Origin of the sequence: Parapedobacter pyrenivorans, assembly GCF_014636865.1 — a bacterium.
Lineage (GTDB): Bacteria > Bacteroidota > Bacteroidia > Sphingobacteriales > Sphingobacteriaceae > Parapedobacter > Parapedobacter pyrenivorans.
Genome location: NZ_BMER01000001.1, coordinates 65196 through 81869 on the forward strand (window position 1 = coordinate 65196; position 16674 = coordinate 81869).

At 48.6% G+C, this 16674-nt stretch carries 14 protein-coding genes; 9 read left to right on the forward strand and 5 right to left on the reverse strand.

The window, feature by feature from the left end; genetic code table 11:
* Positions 1-76 precede the first annotated feature (76 nt).
* Positions 77-1264 (forward strand): DNA polymerase IV, encoded by a 1188-nt coding sequence (gene dinB / locus IEV98_RS00280; RefSeq protein WP_188503952.1) that lies wholly within the window; start codon positions 77-79, stop codon positions 1262-1264.
* Positions 1245-4181: a helix-hairpin-helix domain-containing protein gene (locus IEV98_RS00285; protein WP_229738481.1), complete on the forward strand. Its 2937-nt coding sequence runs from the start codon at positions 1245-1247 to the stop codon at positions 4179-4181. The genes dinB and IEV98_RS00285 overlap by 20 nt, the downstream gene beginning before the upstream one ends.
* Here IEV98_RS00285 and IEV98_RS00290 read toward each other — a convergent pair whose 3' ends face one another.
* Positions 4182-4859: an HAD family hydrolase gene (locus tag IEV98_RS00290; protein ID WP_188503953.1), complete on the reverse strand. Its 678-nt coding sequence runs from the start codon at positions 4857-4859 to the stop codon at positions 4182-4184.
* A gap of 834 nt (positions 4860-5693) precedes the next feature.
* Here IEV98_RS00290 and IEV98_RS00295 point away from each other — a divergent pair.
* The 5 genes from IEV98_RS00295 (at position 5694) to lspA (ending at position 9416) form a co-directional block, all read left to right on the forward strand.
* A complete protein-coding gene (locus IEV98_RS00295) occupies positions 5694-6704 on the forward strand; it encodes an SMP-30/gluconolactonase/LRE family protein (RefSeq protein WP_229738482.1) in 1011 nt (336 codons plus the stop codon).
* Between the two features lie 268 nt (positions 6705-6972).
* Positions 6973-7371 carry a response regulator gene (locus IEV98_RS00300; protein ID WP_229738483.1) on the forward strand — a complete coding sequence of 133 codons (399 nt, stop codon included), beginning with the start codon at positions 6973-6975 and terminating at the stop codon, positions 7369-7371.
* A 15-nt stretch (positions 7372-7386) separates the two neighbouring features.
* Complete coding sequence (locus IEV98_RS00305; protein WP_188503955.1) at positions 7387-7728, forward strand: hypothetical protein; 342 nt, start codon at positions 7387-7389, stop codon at positions 7726-7728.
* Positions 7729-7747: 19 nt separating this feature from the next.
* Complete coding sequence (locus IEV98_RS00310) at positions 7748-8755, forward strand: sensor histidine kinase (protein WP_188503956.1); 1008 nt, start codon at positions 7748-7750, stop codon at positions 8753-8755.
* A 121-nt stretch (positions 8756-8876) separates the two neighbouring features.
* Positions 8877-9416 (forward strand): signal peptidase II, encoded by a 540-nt coding sequence (gene lspA, locus IEV98_RS00315; protein WP_188503957.1) that lies wholly within the window; start codon positions 8877-8879, stop codon positions 9414-9416.
* A gap of 9 nt (positions 9417-9425) precedes the next feature.
* Here lspA and IEV98_RS00320 read toward each other — a convergent pair whose 3' ends face one another.
* From IEV98_RS00320 to IEV98_RS00330, 3 genes are all read right to left on the reverse strand, one after another.
* Positions 9426-10286, reverse strand: coding sequence for a phosphoenolpyruvate hydrolase family protein (locus IEV98_RS00320; RefSeq protein WP_188503958.1), 861 nt, complete (start codon positions 10284-10286; stop codon positions 9426-9428).
* Positions 10287-10381: 95 nt separating this feature from the next.
* On the reverse strand, positions 10382-11389 hold the full coding sequence (locus tag IEV98_RS00325; RefSeq protein ID WP_229738484.1) for a Gfo/Idh/MocA family protein: 1008 nt from the start codon (positions 11387-11389) through the stop codon (positions 10382-10384).
* Positions 11390-11402: 13 nt separating this feature from the next.
* Entirely contained in the window at positions 11403-13466 is a 2064-nt protein-coding gene (locus tag IEV98_RS00330; RefSeq protein ID WP_188503959.1) for a helix-turn-helix domain-containing protein, read from the reverse strand.
* A 197-nt stretch (positions 13467-13663) separates the two neighbouring features.
* Here IEV98_RS00330 and IEV98_RS00335 point away from each other — a divergent pair, with 197 nt between their 5' ends.
* Together IEV98_RS00335 and IEV98_RS00340 are read left to right on the forward strand one after the other, a co-directional pair.
* A complete protein-coding gene (locus tag IEV98_RS00335) occupies positions 13664-14260 on the forward strand; it encodes an ankyrin repeat domain-containing protein (RefSeq protein ID WP_188503960.1) in 597 nt (198 codons plus the stop codon).
* On the forward strand, positions 14260-15327 hold the full coding sequence (locus tag IEV98_RS00340; RefSeq protein ID WP_188503961.1) for an acyltransferase family protein: 1068 nt from the start codon (positions 14260-14262) through the stop codon (positions 15325-15327). Before IEV98_RS00335 ends, IEV98_RS00340 begins: the two co-directional genes overlap by 1 nt.
* A gap of 268 nt (positions 15328-15595) precedes the next feature.
* On the opposite strand, the gene IEV98_RS00345 is transcribed toward IEV98_RS00340, so the two are convergent.
* Complete coding sequence (locus IEV98_RS00345; protein WP_188503962.1) at positions 15596-16672, reverse strand: dipeptidase; 1077 nt, start codon at positions 16670-16672, stop codon at positions 15596-15598.
* Between the last annotated feature and the right edge of the window lie 2 nt (positions 16673-16674).

Below are 16674 nucleotides of genomic sequence, written 5' to 3' on the forward strand. Positions count from 1 at the left end.
CGCCAAGATTTTTATTTGCTAATATAATTAGCAATTCGTATTCTTGTATATTGATTACGATACCTTCGTTAAAAATATGGAACGACACGTAGTACATTGTGATTTGGATACTTTCTTCGTCTCGGTAGAGCGGCTCCTAAACAATAAGTTGGCGGGCAAACCCGTACTCATCGGAGGTAGCAGTGACCGCGGCGTTGTTGCATCTTGCAGTTACGAGGCACGGCGATACGGTGTCCATTCTGCTATGCCTATGCGGCTGGCTCTTCGGCTTTGCCCCGAAGCGGTGGTGGTGCGCGGTGACCACGATCTGTATTCGAGATACTCCAACACCGTGACCGAAATCATTGAAGCGTCGACGCCTGTGGTGGAGAAAGCGTCCATAGACGAACATTACTTAGACCTATCGGGCATGGATCGCTTCTTCGGCTGCTGGAGATGGACGCAGGAATTGCGTCAACAGATCATGCGGGAAACCGGATTACCCATTTCCTTTGGGTTATCAGCGAATAAGACGGTATCGAAAATCGCCACGGGCGAGGCAAAACCCTGTGGAGAACGTTTGGTGGAGGGCGGCACCGAGAAACCATTTTTGGCTCCGCTATCGGTCCGTAGAATACCAATGGTAGGCGAGAAGTCGTATACACTGCTACGCAATATGGGCATCCATCGCATCCGTACCGTGCAGGAGATGGAATCCTTTACCATGCGTAGGGTGCTCGGCGAAAACGGCGTGACCATCTGGCGAAAAGCCAACGGACTGGATGATAGCCCGGTGGTACCATTCCGTGAACAGAAATCGATGAGCAAGGAAACCACCTTTCAACACGACACCATTGATGTAGGAGTATTGCGCCGCATACTGGTAGGTATGGTGGATACACTGGCTTTTGAGCTACGCAAGGAGAAAAAACTGACTGGCTGCATCACCCTGAAAATCCGGTACTCGAATTTCGACACGCATACCCAACAACTACGGATTCCGTATACCAATTCCGACCGGGTGGTTGCTGAGCATGTGACGGTGCTTTTCAAAAAACTGTACAGCAGACGGATGCTCATCAGGCTTATTGGTGTGAAGTTCTCCAGCCTGATCTATGGTGCCTACCAGGTCGATCTGTTTAACGACACGCTGGAAGAGATCAGCTTGATGCAGGCGATGGACAAGATAAGGATTCGTTATGGTGAACAATATATCCTGAAAGGGATCTGCTTACCTGACGTAGCCGGAAAGCAAGGAGGGTATCGTGCTGCTGAACGTGCATAGCTATTATAGCCTCCGCTATGGTACATTATCGCCCGAAGATCTTATAACCGGGATGTTGCAGGGAGGTTATGACACAGCTTTACTTACAGACATCAACAATTCGAGCGGTTCGCTCGATTTCATGCGCCGCGGCCGCAATGCGGGGTTACATATCCTGATGGGCATGGAGTTTCGCAATGACGACCGGCTACTTTATATCGGTATCGCACGCAATAACGCGGGGTTCCGTGCACTGAACGAGCTGCGCACAGCCTACAACCGCGACGGCAGGCCATTACCTGACCGAGCACCAGAATTAGCCGATGTGTACATTGTGTATCCGTACAAGGCGGTTCCACTGGGCGTGCTGCGGGATTTTGAATACGTGGGCATCCGCCCGACCGAACGAAACCTGATCCGTATGGAGCCTACGGCAAACTTCGGGCGGTATGTCATCCTTGCACCGGTGACCTTTGGTCCGGATGACTACAAATTACACTGCCAGCTTAGGGCCATAGACCGCAACATCCTCTTCTCACAACTGGAACCGTATATGGTGGCTCAAAGAGATGAAGTCTTCGTGTCCAAGTTGAAATTGATGGAGTGCTACCGTGACTTCCCGATCCTGATTCAAAATACCGAACGATTGCTGGGCGGCTGTATATTTGATTTCGATTTTACGACGGTCAAGAACAAACAAACATTCACGGAAAGCCGTCATGACGACCGGCTACTGCTGCATCAATATGCCATCGAAGGTTTAGATAAGCGTTATGGCAAGCGGGATCATGCAGCACGGGAACGTATAGCACGGGAATTGGAAGTCATCGAAAAACAACAATTCTCCAGCTACTTCCTCATCACAAATGACATCTGCCGCTATGCACGGGGTTGTAACTTCCACTACGTCGGTCGCGGAAGCGGTGCCAACAGTGCGGTAGCCTATTGCCTGGGCATTACTGATGTCGATCCCATCGCACTGCGACTGCCATTTGAGCGGTTTCTCAACCCGAAGCGAAAATCTCCGCCTGATTTCGACATCGACTTTTCGTGGGACGAGCGGGATGCTGTATATGACTACATCTTTGATCATCACCAAACGGGCTGCACGGCGCTGATGGGAGCGATGAGCACATTCCGTAGCCGCAGTATCCTGCGCGAGCTCGGCAAGGTATACGGGCTACCAAAAGGCGATATCGACCGCTTGGTGAATGAGCCGGAGCACATGCTCAACAAGAATGAGGTGACGGATACCATCCTCGGTGTATACAACCGCATGGCGGATTTCCCCAATCAGCGTACCATCCATGCCAGCGGCGTACTGATTTCGGAACTGCCACTCACCTATTATTCGGCTATGGACTACCCACCGAAGGGACGGCCCACCGTACAATTCGATATGTATACAGCAGAAGAAATCGGTTTTGAGAAATTCGACATCCTCTCCCAACGCGGCATCGGCCACATCAAGGAATGTCGGGAAATCGTAAAACGCAATACCGGACAAGTGATCGCTACCACTGACCCACGGCGATTTTTCACCGATCCGAAGATCGCTACAGCACTCAGGAACGCAGACACCATTGGATGTTTTTACATCGAGTCTCCGGGTATGCGCCAACTGATCACCAAATTACGATGCGACGATTACCTAACGTTGGTGGCAGCATCGTCCGTAATCCGGCCAGGTGTGGCTTCTTCGGGCATGATGGCCGAATACATCAAGCGCCATCACAACCCGGCTTCGGTAGAATATCTCCACCCAATATTCCGCGCGCAATTGGAGGAAACCCACGGCGTAATGGTTTACCAGGAGGATGTGATGAAAATCGCCAATGCGTATGGCGGACTGGACATGGCCGATGCAGATGTGCTGCGTCGGATGATGAGTGGTCGATCCCGCAACAGGGACCAACTCGTGGAAATTGAGCATAAATATTTCGCCAATTGCCGGGCCAAGGGCTATGACGAGCGGGTGAGTCGAGAAATCTGGCGACAGCTGGAGAGCTTTGCAGGGTTTTCATTCAACAAAGCACATTCCGCTTCCTTCGCCGTGGAAAGCTACCAGAGCCTATACCTGAAAACCTATTTCCCTCACGAGTTTATGGTAGCGGTGCTCAATAATTACGGTGGTTTTTACGACCGCAAGGTGTACGTAAATGAAGCTCGGCGGGCAGGAGCGACTATTAACCTGCCGTGTGTAAACCGCAGCGTGTTCAAAACAGCCATCTACGCCAAGGATATTTTCCTGGGGTTTGACTGCTTATTAAATCTTGAGGAAAAGCTGGCCCGGCGGATTTCCCAGGAGCGGCAATTCAACGGCAATTACAAAGGGCTGGAAGATTTCGTGCTGCGCACAAATGCAAAGTTGGAACAGCTTGTCCTATTAATCCGCGTTGGTGCGTTGCGCTTTACCGGCGTGGGTAAGAAAGAGTTACTGTGGGAAGCTCATCTATTGCTATCGGGCAACAAAACATCGCTATCCGGTCCGGCACTGTTCGAAAGTGCAATCCGCAAGCCCGTGCTACCCAAGCTGGAGACTTCAGTTGAGGAAGACCGTTATGATGAGCTAGAGCTTATAGGCTTTGTCGTATCGGGCACACTATTTGATCTGGCCCGGAGCGCTTACCGGGGTGATGTAATAGCCTCGGAGCTATCGCAATATGAAGGCCGGATGGTGCGTATGGTAGGCGACTTTGTGCTTGACAAAACCTTGAGGACCAAACGTGGAGATCTCATGAAACTGGGTACATTTCTCGATGCCCGCGGCGACTTTATCGACACCGTACACTTTCCACAGACGCTGAAACAGTATCCACTTCGCGGCGCGGGCCTATACCTCTTGGAGGGCAGCGTGGTGGTAGAATTCGGCTACGCATCACTGGAAATCATCCGTTGCGGCAAAATGCCACTCAAGCCCGACCCCCGGAGTGAATGACTAATTCAGTTCCGTCCATTGATTTTCCAAAAATTCACGTACTTCATGCAAATTATCAAAAGACCGATCCACCACAAGCACCTGCCGTATTGATTCATGGGGTTGCACCCCAAAACAGGTTAAGCCAGCAGCCTTTGCTGCCGTGGCACCGGTAAACGAGTCTTCCAATACGAGGCAATCCTTGGGTGGCAGGCCGAGCTGCTGCACACACCGACGATATGGCTCGGGGTCTGGCTTTGGATGCACGACTTCCGTACGGGAAACTAACACGTCAAAAAAGTGCCGCAACCCATTACGCTCCAGATGATAAGTCGCCACTTCCCGTTTACTGGATGTTACTACCGCCATGGTAACTTTCCGCTGATGCAAAAAATTGATCAGATCGGCGCTCCCCGGCATTAACGGTACGGCTTCCTCATCGAGCTGCTGAGCAATACGCTTGCGTGCCCGCTCAAAAACCTCGCTCTTATCAGCTTGAAAACCGTATCTGCTACGCAGTACTTCAAATGCCTGGCTATCAGTTTTACCAGCCAACTCACTCAGCCACAAATCACTACCAAGCGTAAAGCCGTAAGTTGCCAACACTGCCTTCCAAGCCTTGTAATAAAACCATTCCGAATCTATGAGGGTGCCATCCAAGTCAAACAGCACTGCTCTCTTCTGTTCTATTGTATCCACAATATTCACTAGCTATTTTCAAAATCTGTCCCGTACCCACGCCCCATGAACTTTTTGCCATTTACGACAATCTATACACCACAAGTTCACTTTCGCGGTCGAGCTCAGAATCGCTGTCCTAACAGCCATTCCATCCAAAGCACAGGATATACAAATTGCTGTAAAGATACCAAAATCGATCGATACCCTATTCCATGGGTGCAAAAGGGTGCATTCCAAACAGTTGCGAAGCTATTTATAAAAGCTTGTGCCAAATTTGGAAAATCAATTTCTTTTCCGGTCCTTCGTAAAACTGCAGTGGCCACTCGGTCTACCCCGGCGCAGGCCGTCATATCCTTCCGTACTTCCTCTATCTTTCGTCCGTACCAACTTCGTATATGCTTCGCTATGAGATTAGGTTAAGTCTATCCTGAGTCCAAGGTGAGTCCATGTTTTTTCTGTAAAAAGGTGGACTCATCTCGGACTCACCTCGGACTCACCTTGGACTCACTCCGAAGCAGGCACAAACGAGGTACCCGGCTGGCACGAAGCAGAGACAAACGTGAAGTGGAGATTGGGCAGGTATGGAGGCATCGGCTCGACTACCCCAAATATCGGGTATTTTTTTAGTAATACAAAGTAATAGTTGCATTCTACTGCCAAGCGTATGCTATGCCTTTTGGGTTAGAGGCTTGAGTCGGGTCACTCCGATGCGGTGCGGAGGGATTTGCTCTAAAGTCCGGCTGAAACGGATTTGCTTTTTGAGACGGTACTCATTATCCGACATATTTTACGTACGTTTGACTATCGGCCAATGCTGATAGGCCGTCAAGCGGTATACTCAACACAACAAACATGAAACTGATTTTTAGCCCAATTGTATTGACCATGGCATTGGCCTGCAATAATACCCAGCAAACGCAACAGATGACCTACAAAACCACGGGCAGTATCGAGCGTATCGACCCGGCACTGGATGCCATTATTGACATCGGCACAACCGCCGAAATCATTGCCGAAGGTTATGAGTGGAGCGAAGGGCCACTATGGGTGGAAAGCGAACAGATGCTATTGTTTTCGGATGTACCGACCAACACGGTTTACAAATGGACCGAAAAAAATGGCGCCAAAATTTACCTCCGACCAAGCGGTTATACAGGCTCGGCTCCCAGCAATAGCAAAGAGCCGGGCAGCAATGGCTTGTTACTGGATGGCCAGGGAAACTTGGTACTTTGTCAGCACGGCAACCGGCAGTTAGCGAGAATGGATGCTCCATTGAATCAACCCGAAGCGACATTCGTCGCTTTGGCTGACAACTATGACGGAAAGCGTTTCAATAGCCCGAATGACGCCGTATACAACGGCGCAGGTGAGCTGTTTTTTACCGACCCGCCATATGGGCTACCATTGCAAAACGATGAAGATCCTACTAAAGAGATCGCTTATAACGGCGTTTATAAAATCGACACGGACGGTAAGGTCGTATTATTGACCGACAGCATCACAAGGCCCAACGGTATCGCGCTCTTCCCTGGCGAGCAAAAGATGTTGGTTGCCAGTTCCGATCCAAATGCCGCCAATTGGTACCTGCTCGAAGTCGGTGATACACAGACGACCCCAACTTTATTCTACAGCGCCACGAATGAACGCGATGGATTGAAGGGCCTCCCCGACGGCTTGAAAATCAATAAAAACGGGACTGTATTCGCCAGCGGCCCCGGCGGCATATGGATATTCAATCGCAATGGAAAGGTACTGGGAAAGATAAAACTGGACGAGGCTACCTCGAATGTGGCTTTATCCGACGATGAAAAAACATTATACGTAACAAACGATGGGTATGTGTTGCGCATTAAACTATTGTAAGATGGTTTTAATGCCAAAATAAGACTGAAGGCATTGCCAAACCGACAATAAACACCCAGAAAAGCCACTTTCTTATCATACTTGGCGCCAGCACTCATCAAGCTTAGACTGGTATTCCTATAAATTGCCCCCTGTCGGAAATTCGCTACAATATCTGATTATCAACCAGTTTATGTTTGCCTAATAACTACACGTTTATACCTTTGTCCTCGCTTATGGAATGAATCCGCCTTTAAATACTGGCGGCGCTTACTTTTCAAAAAGGTATATGGATTTAAGTGTATTTATTGTTGACGACGATGTCATGCTAGGCAAGATACAGAAGGCGCTGGTTAAATCGGTGTGGCCATTGGACGAACCAATTATATGCTATGACGGTCCTAGCGCACTTGAGCGCATAGAACTAGAAGCTGCATCCGGCAAAAAAATATTGATACTACTTGATATCAATATGCCCGAAATGGATGGTTGGGGTGTGCTGGATTTTCTGTGCGAGAAATCTTACGGTGAGCATGTCTGGGTAATCTTGAATACGTCGTCTGAAGAAGTAGCCGACGAAATAAAATCAAGATCATACACCCAAGTAATTGCTTATAATAAAAAGCCGCTTAAAAGGGAAATACTACGCGAGTTAATGGGCAGAGAACCGTTGGCCGTGTTCTTTTAAAAAAGGAATATCACTTTGAATGCAGGTAAAACATATGGAATTGACGTCAGCTTTGAGGAGCTTCGGCTGCCGTTATCCCATGATGTGTTGATCCTAGCAAAAAAATCAGCACAGGGGAAACGTGGTTTGGGTAAGTCGTTGGATCTACTTGCTCCCGGAACATTTCAAACGATGGATACGAATCTAGAACATGAACACGTAGAGGCTATTTTTGTCAATCGAAAGCTCCTTACCAAAATTTCCGCTGAACACCTTATACAGGTCTTACAACGGCACGTTTTTGAACATGTATCCGAAGGTGAATTAATAAAGGTTGACATGAAGGTGCGGATTTCGATAAATAACATCAATAGTTAACGGAATATACGCCTTTGCTATGACTATAAAACCACTGGTAACCAAGCACTATGAGACGATCGATGCCTACGCAGGAGCATGCGTCGCGAGGGAATTATTGCGTCTTACTCCTGCAGTGGTTGTCTTAGAAGAAAATAGGCCTATCGATGTTTTGACCGCTTCAGACTTGGCTTTGAAACCACATCAACTGGTGATCGATTGTTTACATGGCAGTCCAACCGTATCTTGCACGGAATCTACCGCGGCAGTGATGAGCCTGATGAAAACGACAGGCAAGATCGTACTTCCTGTTATTTACAACGATAATTTCTATGGCTTAATTTACCAAGCGGACATCCTTTCTTATTTACATACGAACCATGAAAAGCAAAAATTGGCCTTATTAGCGGCGGCGCATGATCTGCGAAGTCCGATAGCTGCCATTGATATGCTTGGAACAATATTGCGAGCCGACCCTGTATTAAATAAGCATCTACACCTCATCGACAAACTTAGTGAGACCTGTGATTATGCACAAGTGCTCATAGAGGACATCATCATCACCGAGAAATCTCATAGTGAAGAGCTTACACTTCTCGATGAAAATTTGGACGAGCTGGTGGATGAGTGCACGACTTCGCTATCCGACAAATTAAAAGATAAGCAACTCGTGTTGTCTAAACAATTGTGCAGCAACCGAGCTGTAAAGGTTGACCGGCTGAAATTAAAACGGGCAATCGGCAATATACTTTGGAATAGTATCAAATTTACCCATCCCGGAGGCATGATTATGCTATCTACAAGTGAAGCGGCCAACAATCGGGTGTGTATCACTATACGGGATACGGGCATCGGCATACCCGAATCGATGCGAGAGAATATATTTGATAAATTTACAAAAGCCAAACGACAGGGTACAGCCGGGGAACCTACAACCGGATTGGGATTATACCTTACCAAAACCATCATTGAATCGCACGGAGGCACAATCGATATGGAGAGCGACGGGAAAACAGGCACCAGTTTCATTGTTTCGCTGCCTGCATAAGTTTATGCTCACGTATTTTATCAACAGATGAGCCTATTCTCCGATGATTGTATAAAATACGCATATGCTAGTAAGAATGGGAAAATCCGTATCTTGCAACGACGGACATATGAACCATTACATGAAAAAACACAGGCGGCTTAGCATTATCATTGGTGTGTTATTAATATCCGCAAATATCGGTTGCGACCAGTTCACAAAATCTATTGTGCGAAACGCCATACTCCCCAATGAACAGATTACGGTTATTACCAACCATTTGACACTCACCAAAGTGGAAAATACCGGCGCTTTCTTGAGTATGGGGCAATCGTGGTGGCCGCCCCTGAAAGTTGCCCTACTTATCGTATTGCCCATCTTCGCGCTCGGATTTGCCCTTCACATTATGATCAAAAGATCGCGCCCCAGCCGCTGGTTTACTTGGGGCTTAGCCTTCGCCATTGGGGGCGGTACCGGCAACTTAATCGATAGGATCATCCACGGATCGGTCACCGATTTCCTTCATCTGAAGGCCGGGATGTTACAAACCGGGATATTCAATATGGCCGATGTATCCATCATGGTAGGCATCGGCATGGTATTGGTCGATGTACTTGTCTTCAACAACGGACGTCAACCGGATACCGAGGCCGCTATCGGAACGGTGAATGAATCTCCTTGAAAAAATGTACTACCTCAGTGGCAAGGCCTTAAACGCACGGGTCAATTCGGTCAACGATTCTTCGACGCCCATTCTTTCTAACGAAGACGCGCCGACAAAGCCATGTGCATCGGTCTGATCCAGTATCTGACGGACATCTTCCGGTGTATTGATCGGCCCGCCGTGAGCGAGGAAGAAAATATCGGGATTAACGGACCGACCGGCTTCGATGATTTCCTGGGTCCGCTCAATCGAAAAATCCATACTACGTGATGCATTCACCACGCCGATGGAACCACCTACCGTGGTGCCTACGTGCGAAATAATGGCGTCCGCTCCCGCATCCGCCATCTGCTTGGCTTCTTCCGGAGTAGCAACATAGACAATGGAAAATAGATCCATTTTGGTAGCCAACCGGATCATTTCCACTTCTTTCGCAAAGCCCATTCCTGTTTCTTCCAATACCTGCCGGAAATGCCCGTCGACAATGGAGTGGGTAGGAAAGTTATTCACACCAGAAAAGCCCATATCCTTTATTTTCAACAGGTGATGCCACATCCGGCGCCGGGGATCGGACCCGTGCACACCGCAGATAACCGGCACTTCCTGGACCACGGGCAATACCTCAAATTCGCCTATTTCAAGCGCTTCTGCATTTGCATCACCATAGGCCATCATCCCGGCGGTAGAACCATGCCCCGCCATACGGAAACGCCCGGAGTTGTAGATGATGATGAGGTCGGCACCGCCCCGCTCAATAAATTTGGCACTGATACCCGTCCCCGCTCCGGCAGCGATGATGGCTTTCTTATTCGTGATAGTCTTTTTCAGACGCTCCCTGACTTCTTGCTTCGTATAGGGGTTACCTACCCCTGTCCATGGATTTGGCATATATAAATCGTTTAACTAGCTGTTGGGCGAATGTCGTTAAGTTTGATAACATTCGCAAATCTGTTTACCTTTGCTATTTCTTTAAACAGTTTATCCTATGGGCAGCTCGGGGTCACAAAATTATCTAATATGGTCATGACCTCGTACCCTTCCTGAGCGCTACAAGGATTTGGCCCCAAACCACGGAAGTAAGAAACAACGGCTTCAATCATGGGTTGCTGCACGTGTGGTAAGGGTTCGAAGTCAAAATGCTGAACGCCGTGTTCGTTTACCAGTTCTATCGGCTGGTAGGTGAATACGGAGAATGAGATCCGTCCTGCCGAACCGATTATCTCGCATACATCACGATTTTCAGCGACATTAAATGCCCACTGACCGCTAAAAAGCACATCGTTCTCAAATAAGATCTGTCCAGACACGGCGTCAGCAGCCGCATACAATTTTGCTTGGTTGTGCGCAATGCCTTTGCTCCATACGACATTACCAAAAAAATGACGCATCAGGTCAATCTGGTGCGGGGCTAAATCGTGAAATAAGCCGCCGCCGGATTGTTCCGGATTGAGCCGCCATAGCATACCAGGCGATTGCAGGGTTTCGGCCGACAGTGGCTGCTGATAAAACCTCAGATTGACAACCCGAGGCGTGCCGATATGCTCGTCGATCAATTCCTTTACCTTTTTGAAATACGGCTGCTCCCTACGGTAGTGTGCCACAGTAAGCTTTCCACTGCATGCTTGCTGCGTATGCAGGAGTTCTTTTGCCTGCAACCGACCCAATGTCATCGGCTTCTCAAGATAAACAGGTTTTCCTGCCTTTAGGGCTGCGGCAGCATAATAGGCATGGGTATCCGGCGGTGTAGCAACATAGATGGCGTTTACCCGCGGATCGTCAATGAGCTGCTGCGCATCGGAATACCAGGTGGGTACACGGTGCCTTTCCGCGTAGTCTCTCGCTTTGGCTGCATCTCTACGCATAACGGCCACCAACTGCGAATGTTCCACTTTTTGGAAAGCTGGGCCGCTTTTTACTTCAGTTACATCGCCGACACCGATAATGCCCCATTTTATTTCCTTTATCTCCATACGTTCTTTGTATACGATCATTAGCTGGTTGCAATTACAGCAACCCTTTCTCTTCCAGTGTCTTCCTGACCTGCTTGTTCTTGTTCCAAAATTTAGTTTCGATGACATCGAACACGGCTTTGAACGCGGGGTTATCCTTGAATCGTGCCACCATAATATCATCTTTAAACAACAGAATCCAATACTGGTAATTGTCTTCTTTTGAAAATAAGCGAAGGTGGCCGATCATGCTGGAGGCATTACCCTGGTAGGCATCATACAACGCCAGATGCATATGTCTGTAAATGGATTGATCATTATCCGCAAAGGTCTTGAAACGTGCAAAATGGTATTCGGATTTCTCTCGATTGCCCTGCTTGGACCACAGTATCGCCATGTCCAGGTCGACCGTATGAAAAAGATCCAACTGCTGTGCATCACGCAATTGAAAAAATCGTTCGTAATAACGAAAAGCAGCCTTATCATCTCCCGTATGGAAATAAAGTTTCCCGAGCTCCTGTAGGATATGTAATTGGGTCGAATCCTTCGCAAATTCGGCCAACAGTAATTTTTCTGCCTTAGCGGATTCTCGGTATTTAGCGTAAACCACGACGGCTTTCAGCCACGATGCGTACGGATTGTGCGGATTATAAGCAATTGATTGCTCAATATACTGGAGAGACTCGTCTATGAAGCCGGTTTGGACCAACGCATTACTCAAGTGCAGGTAGTTCATACTAGCGGTGGCACTATCGTGCGCTGCCGGATCTAAACGGACTCCCTGAAGTGCATATTCCAGGTACTTGGCCGTATTGGGAACATACCAATTGTAAAAATCCGAGAGGAAATGAATGATCAGCGGTGAGTTCGGCTTGTACTCCAGTGCTTTTTCCAAATACGGAATGGCCGATTCATATGCTTTTTGGTTGACATAATATAGTCCCTTGGCAAACAAGCATTCCGCTGACGAAGGACCGTAAAGCACCGACTTGTCAGCATATGCGCCAATAGAATCTCCGTATTGGCGCTCCTGTTGAAAGGCGTCAAGGTAATAATAGGCTATCGCTGTCACTGCGTATGCGAGTGCAAACTCGTCATCGCGCGCTATCGCTTTTCCTAGAAGCACGATAGCGGCTTCCAAATTTGTCCGCCCGCCCTGTCGCATCAATTCCGTTGCCTGCAGAAACAGGTCATAAGCGGCTAAGTCGGTTGTCGGTATCTGTTCTATTCGTTTTTGCTCTTCCCATGTTACGATCGCTTGCACCTCTTTGGCAATATCCTTGGCGATCTCCTGTTGCAGTTGAAAGATGTCCGTTATTTCCCGTTCATACTGCCGCGCCCATAAATGGCTGTCGTGCTGTGCATCTATCAATTGGATGTTGAGTAATATGCGGTTGCCGACCTTTTGGCCACTTCCCTCCACAACATAGTTCACCTGGAGCTCGTCAGCCATTTCCGGAATAGACAGGGTTGCGTGCCGATATTTTTCGGCAGAAGTACGGCTTACCACCCGAAGGTCTTTAATCTGCTGCAAGTGGTTTAAGGTCGATTCCATCAACCCGTTGATCAAATAAACGTTGGCCGAGTCACTGCTATCGTTCTTGAAAGGCAGTACGGCGATGGATTTTTCGATCGGTGTAGGCGAGACGGAGCGAGCAGTCCAATAAATGGTAATTCCGAGCGCGATGATCATCGCCGCGGCCAAGGCAACCAAAAGCCAACGATTGATCCTCCGCTTGGCAGGTATCTCGGCCGACGGCAGCTCTTCCTTTCCCACCCTTTTCCCTACTCCACCTGGCGGATACCCGTAGTATTCACGGAAACACTTGATAAAATAGGATGTGCTGCTGAATCCCACCTGATGGGCCACTTCGGAAACTGTATATCCGGCACCACCCAGTAACTCCATACCTCGTTTTAATCGGATTTCGCGGATGAACTGGCTCGCGGATTGACGGGTGGCTTGTCTAATCCGGCGGAGCAGATTGGACCGGCTCATGTGCATCTTTCCGGCAAGTTCGGATACGCCAAACCTTTCGTCCGACACATTTTCCATGATTACAGCGGTAACCTGGGAAAGGAAATCACTGTTTATGGAATTAGCATCAGACACGGACATTTAATTGGATTCTAGATAAGCAAAGATAGCTGTTGCATACGTATTTGCATCATAATTTATATTAACGCGTCATAATTTTCATTCACTCCACCAAACTTGACACATTTTTCCGCATAACTCATTTCCAGGTCTTCGAAGGTTACAGACCTTTGCTATATCAAGATCAAACACTTATTGTATCATTTAAAATCATTAACATGATGAACGTCCAACACATCAATCCGTTTTACCAAATCGCCAGATGGCTACTGGTGGTTTGTATTGCCATCACTACATCCTGCGCCGGCGAGGGAAATTCGTCGCGGCAGGCCGACCAACCAAGCAACGGTACAGCAGAAGTGCCGCAAGTAGACATCCATACCGCCGTAGTCACCGGCAACGTGGACGCCATTCGCCAACACATCGCCGCCGGCACGGATATCAACGCCAAGGATCCCTTCGGCGGGTCGAGTCCATTAATTACGGCAGCCGTATTCGGCAAGGCAGACCTTGCAAAGATCCTCATCGAGGCCGGCGCCGATCTCAACTTCCGTAACAACGACGGCTCCACAGCACTCATCAGTGCAGCTTTCTTTGGGCGGCCAGAAATCGTCCAGTTGTTACTCGATGCAGGTGCAGACAAGACCATCAAAAACAAATACGGTGCAACGGCTTACGATACAGTTATCCTGCCATTTAATGAGGTAAAAAGCACGTATGACATGATGGGCAAAGCATTGGCACCGATGGGGCTAAAACTCGACTACGTCTATCTCGAAGCTGTCCGGCCCGAAATCGCCAACATGTTGCAATAATGGAGCGCCGATACGATATCGATTGGATCAGGGTTATTGCCATAGGTCTGCTCTTAGTGTATCACGTGGCCATCGGCTTTCAACCATGGGGCGTTATGATTGGGTTTATCGGCAATGACCAGCCCTGGCAATCGCTATGGATACCCATGACCATGCTAAACGTTTGGCGTATACCCCTGCTATTCTTCGTATCCGGTATGGGAGTTTACTTCGCCCTCCAACGTAGGAGCTGGGTGCAACTCGTAAAGGAGCGAGCCCAGCGTATCCTACTCCCCTTCGCGTTCGGCATGGTGGCTATTGTACCCATCCACATATCCCTTTGGCAGCGGTACTATCAAATAGACATGAGCTACGTTCCAGGGCCGGGACATCTCTGGTTTCTGGGCAACCTATTTTGTTATGTGGTTATCCTATCACCTATTTTCTACTATTTAAAACGTCAGGAGGGTCGGCAACTCGCCCACTGGGTTGCCAGGGTATTGCGTACGCCGCTGGGCTTGTTGCCCATGTTCGCGTTATTCATCGTGGAAGTGGTTATTTTAAAACCAGTGCCATTTGAACTATATGCGACGACGTGGCATGGCTTTTTCCTGGGTTTACTAGCTTTTTTCTTTGGCTTTCTCTTTGTGTGGTGTGGCAGCTCGTTCTGGAACCTATTGGTTCGTTGGCGTTGGTTGTTTCTCGTGACTGCCGCGGGTCTTTTCATTTTGCGGCTTCTGCTTTTCCAGCCGATGGCACCCAATTATTTGTTATCCGTCGAGTCCAATTGCTGGATAATGGCCATCTTCGCACTTGGTTACCGATACCTCAATCGCGCCAGTCGGGCATTGCATTACTTAAGTCAGGCTGCGTACCCCGTTTATATTTTACACATGGCATTTCTGTATTGGGGATCCATGCTCATCTTTCCGCTCGATATTGCAGCGCCGATTCAATTTGGGTTGGTCTTGTTATTTACCATAGCCGGTAGTTTCCTACTGTATGAACTGGTTATCCGGCGGACACGATTCTTGAGACCGCTGTTTGGATTGAAAGCGAGAGCCGCAAAGAACCGTAAAGAAAAATAATCGCGGGGAATCCACAATTGTTACATTACTATATTTTCGAATTGTAGTACTATTTTTCGGTTATACATAACAGCCATTGCTTTGACCAACAGAAAACAGTAAATTAGCATCACTAACTTATTGATCGGCATTATGAAAGCTGTAGAATACCGTCTGCCCAAGGAGTTTGACAAATCGTTTATTGTATTTAGAATAACATCCGGTATAGACAGAAAAACGATCAAAGAAACATTCGAGCGCGACGGCTACGTGCTACCCCCCAGGTATGCTATGCTGGCAGGTTCTTACGTAGGAACCTCAGCCAGTTTCCGTGAAAAATCCGCTGAATATCAGCCTCGGAGTAACCACGTGTCGCCAATATATCGGTTAGCCGTTGCAACCCCGTAATGTCGTCGAGGTCATATGGAGATTGCTCCGTGCCATACCCACCATCCAAGTCACTGCCAATTGCAATGTGATGAGCGTTCCCTGCCAAGTCACAGATGTGGTCGAAATGATCGACAATATGGGCCAAGCGGACGCCTGTTGTCACGGGATCCGAAATTCCCCTTTCCCAATGATTATATAGCATCCACGCATCAAAAACGCCTCCAATGACCGCATCTCGGCGAATGAGTTCTCGGATTTGATCGTCTGTGAGCTGTCGTTGATGCCTAACGAGCGTCCGGCAATTATGGTGGCTCGCCCAGACGGGGCCCTGAAAAATATCGAGGGCTTGTCGAAACCCCTCATCAGTGAGATGAGTAACGTCCAGGATCATGTTTAGCTGATCCATTTCGCGAAGTAATTCCTTACCGGCCGCCTTAAGCGGTCCAGACGCGCCTGTTCCGGGTGCGTATCGCCCGTCACCATAATGCGCAGGCCCAACGGCCCGTAGGCCATAGGCATAAGCCCTTTCCAAATACGAGAGATCGATTAGCGAATCAGCCCCTTCTAAGCTAAGAATATATCCAATAGGTTTATCTTCGTTAGCCATGGATTTGTCGCTCCATAACGACATATGCGTTTCAAGTGCAGCAACATTCGCGATCTGCACCATTTCGCCAGCTGCTTCCATGGCTCGATACCAGGCTAACTGCCCCTGTGTTTGAGCCCAAGCTTGCTCAGGTGAATTCCAACCACTCAATGGGCTCCTCGGTGCTACGTATCGCGCAATTTGAGTAGCAACCACCAGCCCGATTTCCCCTTTTCTGAGTTCCGGCAGCGACACGGTCCCCTTGCCGCGATCGGGCTTGTCATTAAGCCCCGCTTCGCGTTGCCGTATAACCTGCACAGGTTTCCTCAAATCCCTATTCCATTCCAGGGCATTCATTGCTAGATCCAGGTGGGCGTCGACCAGTAACATGA

What these genes read in the sequence shown, in the direction of transcription:
- IEV98_RS00295 (WP_229738482.1), top strand. Translation starts at nt 5,694, where the DNA reads ATGAAACTGATTTTTAGCCCAATTGTATTGACCATGGCATTGGCCTGC.
- IEV98_RS00330 (WP_188503959.1), bottom strand. Translation starts at nt 13,466, where the DNA reads ATGTCCGTGTCTGATGCTAATTCCATAAACAGTGATTTCCTTTCCCAG.
- lspA (WP_188503957.1), top strand. Translation starts at nt 8,877, where the DNA reads ATGAAAAAACACAGGCGGCTTAGCATTATCATTGGTGTGTTATTAATA.
- IEV98_RS00345 (WP_188503962.1), bottom strand. Translation starts at nt 16,672, where the DNA reads ATGTTACTGGTCGACGCCCACCTGGATCTAGCAATGAATGCCCTGGAA.
- dinB (WP_188503952.1), top strand. Translation starts at nt 77, where the DNA reads ATGGAACGACACGTAGTACATTGTGATTTGGATACTTTCTTCGTCTCG.
- IEV98_RS00325 (WP_229738484.1), bottom strand. Translation starts at nt 11,389, where the DNA reads ATGATCGTATACAAAGAACGTATGGAGATAAAGGAAATAAAATGGGGC.
- IEV98_RS00320 (WP_188503958.1), bottom strand. Translation starts at nt 10,286, where the DNA reads ATGCCAAATCCATGGACAGGGGTAGGTAACCCCTATACGAAGCAAGAA.
- IEV98_RS00300 (WP_229738483.1), top strand. Translation starts at nt 6,973, where the DNA reads ATGGATTTAAGTGTATTTATTGTTGACGACGATGTCATGCTAGGCAAG.
- IEV98_RS00340 (WP_188503961.1), top strand. Translation starts at nt 14,260, where the DNA reads ATGGAGCGCCGATACGATATCGATTGGATCAGGGTTATTGCCATAGGT.
- IEV98_RS00310 (WP_188503956.1), top strand. Translation starts at nt 7,748, where the DNA reads ATGACTATAAAACCACTGGTAACCAAGCACTATGAGACGATCGATGCC.
- IEV98_RS00335 (WP_188503960.1), top strand. Translation starts at nt 13,664, where the DNA reads ATGATGAACGTCCAACACATCAATCCGTTTTACCAAATCGCCAGATGG.